The organism is Companilactobacillus versmoldensis DSM 14857 = KCTC 3814, from assembly GCF_001434295.1.
In the GTDB taxonomy this organism is placed as follows: Bacteria; Bacillota; Bacilli; order Lactobacillales; family Lactobacillaceae; genus Companilactobacillus; species Companilactobacillus versmoldensis.
The window spans coordinates 15,962-27,267 of sequence record NZ_AZFA01000026.1 but is presented as its reverse complement, the minus strand read 5'-3'; the positions used below and the strand labels follow the sequence as shown (position 1 = coordinate 27,267).

Below are 11,306 nucleotides of genomic sequence, written 5' to 3'. Positions count from 1 at the left end.
TACCAGAAAGTTTAGACCCCTTTTTTTATAGCATGTTATATATGGTTGTTATAGCTGATTACTTTGTAATTTATTCCGAGATTAGCTACAATACTTGTTGAGAATTAGAATTATTTTAATCAATAAGTATTGTCATTAATTTTGAGGAGAGTATTCTAATAGTTATGATGTTTTAGGGAGGCAAATATGCGAGTAAAGAAATACTTATTAACATTGATACCACTACTCGGTATCGTGCTCCTTTTGTCTGGCTGCGGTTCAGCCGTTGAAAAAGACAGTAAGGATACTCTTTCCATCAGTTCCAGTGATGTCATCGCCACTATGGATTCATCACTGAATACCGATGTTATTGGGGGACAAAATCTAACTAACACAATGGAAGGTCTTTACCGATTCAATGGTAAAAAGCTGGTTCCTGGTGTAGCAACTAAAGTAGTCGAACCTACTAATAATGGTAAAACCTACACTTTCCCACTTCGACACAGTAAATGGTCGAATGGCAAGCCAGTTACCGCTCATGATTTCGTTTATGCTTGGCGACGGACTGTCGACCCAGCCACTGCTTCTCAATACGCTTATATTTTTGAAGGTATCAAAAACGCCGCTGATATCAGTGCTGGCAAAAAATCACCTAAGACCCTTGGGGTAAAAGCCTTAGATGATTACACGCTACAAGTAACTTTGGATCAACCGATCCCTTACTTTACAAAATTGATGGCTAACTCGACTTTTATGCCGATTTATAAACCATCTGTCGACAAAGCTGGCAAGCAATATGGTCTTCACAGTAAGGGCATGATCTTCAACGGTCCATTCAAATTGATCAACTGGAATGTTTCTGATAATAGCTGGACCGAAGTTAAGAACAACAAATATTGGAACGCTAAAAAAGTTAAGTTACACAAGGTCGAATACTATGTATCCAAGGACCCGAATACTGGATTGAACCTCTACGACTCTAATAGAGTCAATCGTCTAGAAAAAATCAGTGGTGACACCGCACGACAAGTTGCTAACTATAATACTTTCTCAAAAGATAAGCAGGCTGCCACTTTCTATATTGAAACTAACCAAAAGAAATATGCTTTCTTTAGAAACAAGAAGATCCGTCAGGCCATTTCTTATTCGATCGATCGTGACCAACTGAATAAGAATATCCTTGGTAATACTGGTGGTTTCACCGCCTCGATCGTACCTTCTGGTATTGCTGAAAATCCTACGACTGGTAAAGACTTCTCTGATGAACCAGCTATTAAGTCAGTCGCTAAATATAGTTCCTACAATCCTAAATTAGCTACTAAGCTTTGGAAGGAAGGTATCAAGGAAACTGGTCAAAAGGATCTTAGTTTCAACTTAGTCGGTGATGATACAGATACTGCTAAGAAACAAAATGAGTACATCCAAGGTCAGATGGAGAAATATCTGCCTGGTCTGAAATTGACTTTGAACAACGTGCCTTTCAAGTCGCGTTTAAACAAAGCTGAGACTGGTGATTTCGATATGATCGTGACGGCTTGGAACGCTGATTATCCAGATCCTTATACTTTCTTACAGATCTTAACGACTGGTAATGCCCAAAATGATGGTAAGTGGTCGAATAAGGAATACGACGATTATGTTAAGAAGAGTGCTACGACTGATGCTAACGACAAACAAGCTCGCTGGAACGATCTAGTCCAAGCCACAAAGATCTTGACTGAAGAACAAGGTGCTATTCCGCTTTATCAATCTTACCAAGCTAATTTGACTCGCAAGAATGTTAAAAATTATCTAGTCACACCAAATGGTGCATATAACTTAGTCACTGTATTCAAAAAATAATTAGGGAGTTGGGGACAAAAAATGACTAAATATATTCTCAGAAGAATATTGTACTTATTCTTGACCCTATTCATTATTGCTTCAATAACCTTTTTCTTGATGAAGCTTTTGCCAGGTACGCCGTTCACTAACCAAAACCGGCTCTCGCCTGAACAATTGAAGATCGTTAAAGCGCAATATGGATTGGATCAACCAGTCTTTATTCAATATATCCGTTATATCGGGGGCTTGTTCCAAGGAAACCTTGGGACTTCGTTCCAATTTAACAATGAACCTGTTACACAATTGATCGGTCAACGTCTTGCTCCATCAATGCAAATTGGTGCTCAAGCTATGATCGTAGGTACTATCTTTGGTATCTTGCTAGGTGCTATCGCCGCCATCAGAAAAAACACTTGGGTCGATACACTGGCAACTTTCATTTCTATCCTAGGACTCTCCATCCCGTCATTCGTCTTGGCCGTCCTTTTACAATTCTATCTTGCCTTCAAATGGCACATCTACCCAGTTGCTTTATGGGATAACTTCCAATCCAGTGTTTTACCAACACTAGCTTTGGCAGCTCTGCCACTAGGTAACGTGGCCCGATTCATGCGGACCGAAATGGTCGATGTTATGAGTAGTGATTACATTGAATTAGCTAAATCAAAGGGTAATTCCAATTGGCAGGTCGTTACTAAACATGCTTTGCGTAATTCATTGATCCCAGTTGTTACTATCATCGGGCCAATGGCTGTTTCAGTTATGACCGGTTCAATGGTTGTCGAGAATATCTTCTCGATCCCTGGTATCGGTGAACAATTCGTTAAATCAATTACGACTAACGATTACCCAACGATCATGGGACTGACGATCTTCTACTCATTCTTATTGATCTTAGTTATTTTGATTGTCGATATCCTTTATGGATTGATCGATCCAAGAATTAGATTAGGAAATGGAGGTAAGGAATAATGGAGCAAGTTCCGAAGATTCCCAAAGAAAAATTCAAATTATTAAATAAACAAGATAATGAAGCTTCAGAAAGCCTTGGTACACCGTCATTAACTTATCTACAAGATGTTAGAAGACGTTTATTCTCTAATAAAGTAGCCACTGCTTGTTTGATTATCTTAGGTTTGATCGTCTTGATCTCAATTTTTGCACCAGCTGTCGCACCACATAATCCTAATGCTCAAAAAGTTGAATATTCTAATTTGCCACCTAAATTGGGCAATTTGAACATCCCTGGCTTTAACGGTATGCAAGATATGGGTGGTAAAGAAGTCGATGCCTATAAACAAGTCGGTGCGCCTAAAGGTACTTACTACATTTTAGGTACTGACTATCTTGGCCGTGACCTACTTTCAAGAATTATTTATGGAACGAGACTTTCCTTGATCGTTGCCGTCCTGGCAACGTTAGTCGATCTGTTGATCGGTATTCCGTATGGGATAGTCTCCGGTTGGAAAGGCGGTCGAGTCGATACCTTCCTACAGCGTATCGTAGAAATCGTTTCGTCCATTCCTAACTTGATCGTGGTTATCCTGATGATGATCATTTTGAAACCTGGACTAACTTCTATTATTATCGCGATTGCTTTGACCGGTTGGGTCACCATGGCACGTCTGATCCGGGCGCAGACGTTCCAGTTAAAAGAACAAGAATATGTTTTAGCCGCTCGGACTTTAGGCGAATCCTCTACTAAAATCGCCAGCAAACATTTGATCCCGAACCTTTCGTCAACTATCATCATTCAGACGATGTTCACGATCCCGAATGCCATCTTCTTTGAAGCCTTTCTAAGTTTCATCGGTATTGGTATCCCCGCACCAAATGCTTCATTAGGTACCCTACTATCTGACGGACAAAAAGCCTTTAGATTTTTGCCTTATCAAATGTGGGCTCCTGCCATTATCTTATCGCTCATCATGATTGCTACTAACCTCTTAGGTGATGGCCTTCGTGATGCGTTCGATCCACAATCATCAGACTAAGGAGAATAGTTTTGGAAAGAATATTAGACGTTAAAAATTTACATGTCGATTTTAAAACTTATAACGGTACCGTCCATGCTATTCGTGGTGTTGATTTTCATCTTAACGATGGAGAAACACTAGCCATTGTAGGTGAATCAGGATCCGGTAAATCAGTTACAGTACGTTCAGTTTTACGATTATTAGCTAAAAACGCCAGCATCTCACAAGGAGAAGTCCTTTATCATGGCGAGGACCTTTTGAAAAAATCCGAAAAAGAGATGGACAACTTACGTGGTAACAAGATCTCAATGATCTTTCAGGACCCGATGACTTCCCTTGATCCCACCATGACCATTGGTAAACAGGTCGCTGAGCCACTTTTGATTCACAATAAGGTCTCTAAAGCTGACGCCCTAAAAAGAGCTGAGGAAGTCTTACGTTTAGTTGGGATACCTAATCCTAAAGCCAGAATGAAAGACTACCCCCACCAATTTTCAGGTGGTCAAAGACAAAGAATCGTTATCGCCATCGCTATCGTTGATTATCCAGAGATCTTGATCGCTGACGAACCAACGACCGCACTAGATGTGACCGTCCAAGCACAGATCATCGATCTCTTACGTGAGTTGCAACAAAAAATCGGTACATCGATCATCTTCATCACCCACGACCTAGGTGTCGTAGCTGGTATCGCTGATCGAGTTGCCGTAATGTATGCTGGTAAATTCGTTGAATATGGCAGTGTCGACGAAGTCTTTTACGATCCACAGCATCCCTATACTTGGGGCCTGTTAGACTCGATGCCAACTTTAAATACCAGTGAACAAGACCGCTTGAATTCCATTCCCGGAACTCCACCGAACTTGTTGAATCCACCTACTGGAGATGCCTTCGCACCTCGAAATGCTTATGCTCTCCAGATAGACACTGAGCAGCAACCACCGTTCTTTAAAGTGACCAAGACACACTATGCTGCAACTTGGCTGCTTCACCCTGATGCTCCCAAAGTAACGCCGCCAGTATCGATCCAACAGCGTTTCAAAAAATATCAAGCTTGGTTAGAAGGTGACGTTAAATAATGGCAGAAGATAGAAATCCAATCGTTCAAGTCAAACATCTCAAGCAATACTTCAATATCGGCAAGGCTAACGAAGTCAAAGCTGTCGACGACGTTTCCTTCAATATCTATGAAGGTGAAACATTTGGACTCGTCGGTGAATCTGGTTCCGGTAAAAGTACCACTGGACGCAGCATTATCCGTCTGTACAAGCCAACCAGCGGCCAGATCCTCTTTCGAGGCGAGGACATTAGTAAACTGAAAAACCGCAGTCCCAAAATGAAAAAATTCAGAAGCGAAATGCAGATGATCTTCCAAGATCCATACGCCTCATTGAATCCGCGGATGAAAGTCAAAGATATCATCGCTGAAGGCTTAGACATTCACGGTTTGGCCAAAAACGATGATGAGCGGACTCAAAGAGTGGAAGAATTACTTGATATGGTCCATCTGAATCCTGAACATATGACGCGGTATCCTTACGAATTTTCTGGTGGTCAGCGTCAGAGAATCGGCATCGCCAGAGCTTTGGCCGTTGATCCTCAATTCATCATCGCTGATGAACCTATTTCAGCTTTGGACGTTTCGATCCAAGCTCAGGTCGTTAACTTATTGCAAGATATCCAACGAGACCGTGGCTTAACTTACATGTTTATTGCCCATGACCTTTCCATGGTCAAATATATCAGTGACCGGATCGCCGTTATGTATGCTGGTAAAATCGTTGAACTAGCTGATGCTGATGAGATCTACAACAATCCTTTGCATCCTTATACGCAAAGTCTTTTGTCAGCCATCCCGGTTCCCGACCCAGAGATCGAAAAAACTCGTGAGCGGATCGACTTTGATCACAGTCGCCATTTCAACGACCAACAAAGGTTTCAAGAAGTCCAACCAGGACACTTCCTTTATTGTGACGATCAAACAGCCGCAAAATTTAAGTAATCAAAAATTCCCTCTTGACCAGACATTAATAAATTACTGGTTAAGAGGGATTTTCTTTTTTTAATATTCATTTTTTATTTAACCGCTTGATAATCCTTGATTGGTTCATAGTTGGCACGCGGTCCGCCGACGTATTTAGGACGAGACCTTAAAGCTGTCACGTGAGCCTCACCAAGTTGGTTTTTACTTGGTCTAACTGGCACTTGCACGAATTTGACATGCATCCCGATCGAGGTGTCACCGATATCGATGCCCGCTTGAGCAACGATATGTTCGACTTCAACTGGATCTTTGAATTGTTCAAAAGCAGCCACCGAACAGGCACCACCGGCATGCATTGCAGGAACGACCGAGACGATCTCAAAGCCTTTTTGTTCAGCCACTGCCCGTTCCACTACAACTGAGCGGTTAATGTGCTCACAACCTTGGACTGCTAAGTTGATATGCAAAGGTTCCAGCACACCTAAGATAGTTTTGATGATCCGTTTGCCCACCTCTGGGTTAGAATCTTTACCGATATGTCCGCCAACGACTTCACTGGTCGAACAACCAAGTACGAAGACATCGCCTGCCTTTAATTTTGCGGCAGTCAATACATCATTTATCATGGTAGTTAAGTTTATTTCTAAATCTTCTAACATTGTAAAACATCATCCTCTGATCCATCCGGGTTTAATTTTCTTCAAGCTTCCGACAACTAGGACTGTCACTGCAATACCAAAGCCAACTTGGACTATGTTTCCTGGTACTGAAGCGAGTCCGGCTGGCCAGCCGAATAATAGGCTGGTAGCGAGATAATAACCGACGACCATGATCAGGCTGCCGACTAAAAGTGGTAGTAATAAGTTACGTAAATTCATTTTGTGATTCTTTGACAAATAAGCCACGGCAAATCCTTGCAGACCGTGAATGGTCAATGAGAACAAGCACCAAACCGGGTATCCCGAAATAACATCGATCAAAAAACCACTAGCACCGCCGACGATCACGCCAACGGGATTTCCAAATAGGATGGCACTGGTGTAGATCCCCACTTCACACAAAGTGACCAACCCATGAGTTGCTGGTACCGGAATCACCACCAAAATTGACATTGCCACTGTCAAAGCAGTCAAAATTGCTGCTAAAACCTCTTTTCTGATTCTACTTCTTTGCATCATGATCCTCCCTACGTGCAGCGCCTTGATAGACACTACCTGAACTGTTTCCGATTCTTACACCGTCAACGATTGCCTCGTGGACAAACGCCTTCGATTTTTTGACCGCACCAATGACCGAAGTACCGCGAGCTAACAAAGCGGTGATACCAGCTGAGAAAGTACAACCGGCCCCGTTGATAGTTGTAGTTTTCACCTTGTTATCTTCCAGCAAGTATCCGTTATCCTCAGTCAGCAAATAGTCGACTGCAGTTTGACCTGCTAATCTTGTCCCGCCTTTGATGACAACATTTGGACAACCCAAAGCTTGGATCATCTTGGCGGCTTCTGCTAACTTCTCGACATTATCGATCTTGATCCCACTCAATTGCTGGGCTTCCAACAAATTGGGCGTCGTAATGGTCGCCTTTGGCAACAATTTTTGTTTGACTGCCTCGATATAGGAATTTTGTGAGTCGAGACTGCCTTCTTTGAAGAAAAAGACCGGATCGACAACTACTGGTACAGCAGTTTTCTCTAAATATCGTGAGACGATCCCCACCATTTCAATATTACCCAGTAGACCTATCTTGATTCCTGATAAGTTGACTTGGTCAAATATGGAGGCTAATTGTTGTTCGAGCAACTCGGGAGCCAAACTAGTCATTTTGACTTCTTGCGGGAAGATATCAATGACGCTGGTGATGGCAGAAAATCCGAAGGTATCCATCTCTTCGAAAGTCTTTAAATCTGCTTGTAATCCGCCACCGGCTAAACTATCCGATCCAGCGATCGTTAAAACATTTTCCATTTCGTCACCTCCTTATTTTTACAATTATCTAATACTGTTCATATTTGACAACATCCAATTGGTTTGTTTTTTATCCAACCAATTAGTATACTAACTTTAATTTCTCAGGAGGCTTGTTTCATGATAAATTGGGCGCAGGAATTACCTGCTATCAAACCAAAATATTTAGCTATCATTCAGTTGATCAAATCCTTGATCCAAAACAATCAACTACTGCCTGGTCAACGTCTGCCTGCAGAACGGTCTTTAGCTCGCTGGTTCAACGTCGACCGTTCGACTGTCAGTCGAGCTTTTGATGAGTTGAGCGCAGGGTCTACTTTATAAAAGACGAGGCAGTGGTGCCTTCGTTGCTGACACATCCCAGTTGAAAACATTAGTCAGTATCAATTGGCAGTCACTGCTGAAATCAGTCGAATCGACCTCTTCCGCTATCGAAGAAAAACTGACCCAAGCACGTTTTTTAGACAAAGGTGAGCTGATCGATGGGGCGGCCAATGAACTTCCAGCCGATTTGATCCCTGATTTAGGGACTTTCGAATTCGATTGGAACAACTATTTGACGGCACAAAAGACCAATCATCCTAATGGCGACCCTGATTTGATCAAGACTTTGAGTTATCAACAAGAGATTCAGCAAAAGATCGACTTCTCACGCCAGACTGCACTGATCTCTGGCGGTGCTGAACAGTCACTACTATTGATCCTTAGCAGTTTACTGTCACCTGGCGACTCGATTGCTTTTGCCAATCCATCATATTTTCATTCAACGGCTGTTTTTCAAACTTTAGGCATCAATCGTTACAGTGTGCCACTGATCAGCAGTAATTTTGACCTCGACCAATTGGAAGAAATAATCTTGAAACACCGGATCAAACTATTGCTGCTCAATCCCACCCTGGAAAACCCCACCGGCGAAAACTTGACGATGCATCAACGCCAATCAGTTTTGAAACTTTGCCAGCAATATCAAATACCTATTGTCGAAGATGATGTCTTCGGCTGGTTAGTCAACGATAAAAAGTCTTTACCGACTTTGAAGACTTTATCTCCTGATAATGTCATTTATATCAGCTCTCTTTCAAAATTGCTTGGATCGAACACTCGGATCGGTTGGATAATCGCTCCTCAAGCTATCGGTCAACGGCTGCTTCGGGTCCAGAAACAGTTGGATATGGCACCTAGAATGTTGGCTCAAAGATTAGTCAACAATGCTTTAACTAGTTCAAAGTTCACTTTGGGATTAGTCCAATTGACGCACACTTTAGAAAACCGTCGTAACGCCGTTATAAAGATTTTCCATAAATTTTGTCCTAAATGGCAGTTCTCCATCCCTAGTGGTGGCTTTTACTTATGGATCTCACAGACAGACCCTAATATTTTTGAAAATCTCCTGGCGGAACAGATCTTAGTCAAACCTGGTACGATCTACGGTGCTAGCAAATATGAATTTCGTTTCAATATTGCTCGGATGGATCAATCTAAACGGGCGATACTGGCAGAAAAATTACAGAAATTAAAAAGGTAGTCAAGTGTGCTTAGTTGCATACTTAACTACCTTTATTTATGATGACTAATTACTATTAAAGATTATTGACGATATATTTGATTGTATCCCCTTGTTCGGCTGCAATGACATTTTTTGACACGATTTCTGCCATGGCATCACGGGCTTCGATGGTGGCATTGCCGATATGCGGTGTTAGGATGACGTTTTTGAGCTGCTTGAAACCGTCGTCGACTGCTGGCTCGTGTTCATAAACATCAAGGGCTGCTCCGGCGATCTGCTTATTTTGAAGAGCTTTCAATAGCGCTGCCTCATCAATTACGGCACCACGTACACAATTGATCAGATAGGCGGTATCTTTCATTTCATTGAATTCATTTTCGCCTAAGTAATGCTGAGTCTCTGGTGTGGCTGGGATATGCAAACTGATGACGTCGGCATTTTTGATCAATTCAGCTTTGCTGACGTACTTTGCTCCTAGTTCGATTTCTTGAGCCTGGCTCAATTGATGGCGTTGAGTGTAAATGATTGGCATATCAAAGGCATGCATCCGTTTAGCGACCTGTTGTCCTATTTGACCCATGCCGATGATACCAAGCGTCTTGCCACTTAATTCATGTCCCAAGAAGAACAATGGCGCCCAACCATTGAAACCTTTGCTCCGCATCAACTGGTCACCTTCGACCACACGATGCAATAAACTGATGATCAGACCACTGGCAACTTCAGCGGTGGAAACTGAAGATACGAACGGTGTATTGGTGACTGGGATATTTTTCTGTTCAGCATATTTGATATCGATATTACTGAATCCAGCTCCGAAATTAGCGATCAATTTCAATTGTGGTGCTGAGTCGATCACTTCCTTAGTCACCTGTGTTGATAATGGTGTGATTAAATAATCGGCATCTTTAATACGGCTTTTCAATGTTTCCGTATCGATCAACTCAGGACCCGTGAACTCATCGATATCTAGTCCTGCCTCACTCAAAAGTTGATTAGCTTGTTCTGGAATCTCTCCTGCGATAAATACTTTTGCCAAAAGACCACTCCCTTATTGAATTTATCATTTACATCAATTATGAACCCAAATCGGTCACAATTGTAGTGATATTCAATTATTAATGACAAAATAAAAACGCCCACTGACAGGTGGGCGTTTACGTGTATTCGTATATATAAGGGGAATTATATATATTCGTATTTAGGGGATTAAACAATATCTTAGGGGGGAATATTATTTAATTTTAGGGATTATTTATATATAGGGATTATTTATATTTAGTAAGTTGTGTAAATAAATTTTATGAAAAAAACTATTGGGGGACTAGTTTAATTTCAAGCCTTGCTCCATCCGATCACCTCTTTGTTTTTGACTATGTATAAAGAATAACGTTAATTTATGAATAATCGATTGACTATCTAAGAATAAAAATATAATTAATTGTGAAGAAATTGTGATTATCTTTATAAATACATTCATATTAGAATACAAATCACGAGAAAGATAACTATCCTTGTTCTATAATGAAGTTAATACAATTAAGGAGGTTTATTTACATGAAACTCAACAAAAGACAAAAAACTGATCTTAAAGCAGCTATTACCGCTGGTACCACGGCTGGTATTTTTTCTGGCTTAGTTAAACTCGGCTGGGAAAATATCTTGCCACCAAGAACGGCTCAGCGTGACGCTACAAATCCACCTCAGCAATTGTTACAACAAGCTGGAGTGCCTTCAAGTGTGACTCATGCAACCTATACTTATTCTGGCCATCAAATGCCTTGGGTCAGTTATTTGATGCATTTTGGTTTCTCAATTTCCTTTGCAATTATTTATGAAGTATTATCACAAAATAGACGTTACCTACGGGTCGGATCAGGAGCAATCTTTGGTCTGGCCGTTTGGGTAGCCTTCCATATCGGCATTATGCCTATGATGAAAACTACTCCTTCAGCTAGTGAACAACCAACTGAAGAACATATTTCTGAAGCTTTAGGTCATATTGCTTGGATGTGGACTAATGATTTAGTTGGTCGCGAAATCTATCGTCGTTTAACTGCCAAGAAGTAGT

General features: G+C 41.4%; 12 protein-coding genes. 8 read left to right on the top strand and 4 right to left on the bottom strand.

Features of this window, described 5'->3' with window-relative positions; all coding sequences use genetic code 11:
• Nucleotides 1-186 precede the first annotated feature (186 nt).
• Genes FC27_RS10250 through FC27_RS10230 form a run of 5 tightly spaced genes read left to right on the top strand, consistent with a single transcriptional unit; the run spans nucleotide 187 to nucleotide 5,781 of the window.
• Nucleotides 187-1,821, top strand: a complete 1,635-nt coding sequence (locus FC27_RS10250) for a peptide ABC transporter substrate-binding protein (protein WP_010624736.1) — start codon at nucleotides 187-189, stop codon at nucleotides 1,819-1,821.
• A gap of 21 nt (nucleotides 1,822-1,842) precedes the next feature.
• Nucleotides 1,843-2,775: an oligopeptide ABC transporter permease gene (gene opp3b / locus FC27_RS10245; protein ID WP_010624737.1), complete on the top strand. Its 933-nt coding sequence runs from the start codon at nucleotides 1,843-1,845 to the stop codon at nucleotides 2,773-2,775.
• The gene (locus tag FC27_RS10240; RefSeq protein ID WP_010624738.1) at nucleotides 2,775-3,797 is read left to right on the top strand and encodes an ABC transporter permease; all 1,023 of its coding nucleotides are present in this window, start codon (nucleotides 2,775-2,777) and stop codon (nucleotides 3,795-3,797) included. Before opp3b ends, FC27_RS10240 begins: the two co-directional genes overlap by 1 nt.
• Nucleotides 3,798-3,808: 11 nt before the next feature.
• Nucleotides 3,809-4,858 (top strand): ABC transporter ATP-binding protein, encoded by a 1,050-nt coding sequence (locus tag FC27_RS10235; RefSeq protein ID WP_010624739.1) that lies wholly within the window; start codon nucleotides 3,809-3,811, stop codon nucleotides 4,856-4,858.
• Nucleotides 4,858-5,781, top strand: coding sequence for an ABC transporter ATP-binding protein (locus FC27_RS10230; RefSeq protein WP_010624740.1), 924 nt, complete (start codon nucleotides 4,858-4,860; stop codon nucleotides 5,779-5,781). The genes FC27_RS10235 and FC27_RS10230 overlap by 1 nt, the downstream gene beginning before the upstream one ends.
• 74 nt (nucleotides 5,782-5,855) lie before the next feature.
• Here FC27_RS10230 and FC27_RS10225 read toward each other — a convergent pair whose 3' ends face one another.
• The 3 genes from FC27_RS10225 to thiD are packed head-to-tail and all read right to left on the bottom strand — an operon-like array spanning nucleotide 5,856 to nucleotide 7,728.
• Nucleotides 5,856-6,422: a TIGR01440 family protein gene (locus tag FC27_RS10225; RefSeq protein ID WP_010624741.1), complete on the bottom strand. Its 567-nt coding sequence runs from the start codon at nucleotides 6,420-6,422 to the stop codon at nucleotides 5,856-5,858.
• A gap of 9 nt (nucleotides 6,423-6,431) precedes the next feature.
• A complete protein-coding gene (locus tag FC27_RS10220) occupies nucleotides 6,432-6,938 on the bottom strand; it encodes an ECF transporter S component (RefSeq protein WP_010624742.1) in 507 nt (168 codons plus the stop codon).
• Entirely contained in the window at nucleotides 6,925-7,728 is an 804-nt protein-coding gene (gene thiD, locus FC27_RS10215) for a bifunctional hydroxymethylpyrimidine kinase/phosphomethylpyrimidine kinase (protein WP_010624743.1), read from the bottom strand. Before thiD ends, FC27_RS10220 begins: the two co-directional genes overlap by 14 nt.
• 120 nt (nucleotides 7,729-7,848) lie before the next feature.
• Here thiD and FC27_RS12075 point away from each other — a divergent pair, with 120 nt between their 5' ends.
• Nucleotides 7,849-8,052 (top strand): GntR family transcriptional regulator, encoded by a 204-nt coding sequence (locus tag FC27_RS12075; RefSeq protein ID WP_235699644.1) that lies wholly within the window; start codon nucleotides 7,849-7,851, stop codon nucleotides 8,050-8,052.
• A 40-nt stretch (nucleotides 8,053-8,092) separates the two neighbouring features.
• Complete coding sequence (locus FC27_RS10210; protein ID WP_235699645.1) at nucleotides 8,093-9,253, top strand: aminotransferase class I/II-fold pyridoxal phosphate-dependent enzyme; 1,161 nt, start codon at nucleotides 8,093-8,095, stop codon at nucleotides 9,251-9,253.
• Nucleotides 9,254-9,308: 55 nt separating this feature from the next.
• On the opposite strand, the gene FC27_RS10205 is transcribed toward FC27_RS10210, so the two are convergent.
• Nucleotides 9,309-10,274: a 2-hydroxyacid dehydrogenase family protein gene (locus FC27_RS10205; RefSeq protein WP_010624744.1), complete on the bottom strand. Its 966-nt coding sequence runs from the start codon at nucleotides 10,272-10,274 to the stop codon at nucleotides 9,309-9,311.
• A 518-nt stretch (nucleotides 10,275-10,792) separates the two neighbouring features.
• On the opposite strand from FC27_RS10205, the gene FC27_RS10200 reads away from it, so the two are divergent.
• On the top strand, nucleotides 10,793-11,305 hold the full coding sequence (locus FC27_RS10200; RefSeq protein ID WP_010624745.1) for a DUF1440 domain-containing protein: 513 nt from the start codon (nucleotides 10,793-10,795) through the stop codon (nucleotides 11,303-11,305).
• Nucleotide 11,306 lies beyond the last annotated feature (1 nt).

What these genes read in the sequence shown, in the direction of transcription:
- FC27_RS10250 (WP_010624736.1), top strand. Translation starts at nt 187, where the DNA reads ATGCGAGTAAAGAAATACTTATTAACATTGATACCACTACTCGGTATC.
- opp3b (WP_010624737.1), top strand. Translation starts at nt 1,843, where the DNA reads ATGACTAAATATATTCTCAGAAGAATATTGTACTTATTCTTGACCCTA.
- FC27_RS10240 (WP_010624738.1), top strand. Translation starts at nt 2,775, where the DNA reads ATGGAGCAAGTTCCGAAGATTCCCAAAGAAAAATTCAAATTATTAAAT.
- FC27_RS10230 (WP_010624740.1), top strand. Translation starts at nt 4,858, where the DNA reads ATGGCAGAAGATAGAAATCCAATCGTTCAAGTCAAACATCTCAAGCAA.
- FC27_RS10225 (WP_010624741.1), bottom strand. Translation starts at nt 6,422, where the DNA reads ATGTTAGAAGATTTAGAAATAAACTTAACTACCATGATAAATGATGTA.
- FC27_RS10220 (WP_010624742.1), bottom strand. Translation starts at nt 6,938, where the DNA reads ATGCAAAGAAGTAGAATCAGAAAAGAGGTTTTAGCAGCAATTTTGACT.
- thiD (WP_010624743.1), bottom strand. Translation starts at nt 7,728, where the DNA reads ATGGAAAATGTTTTAACGATCGCTGGATCGGATAGTTTAGCCGGTGGC.
- FC27_RS12075 (WP_235699644.1), top strand. Translation starts at nt 7,849, where the DNA reads ATGATAAATTGGGCGCAGGAATTACCTGCTATCAAACCAAAATATTTA.
- FC27_RS10200 (WP_010624745.1), top strand. Translation starts at nt 10,793, where the DNA reads ATGAAACTCAACAAAAGACAAAAAACTGATCTTAAAGCAGCTATTACC.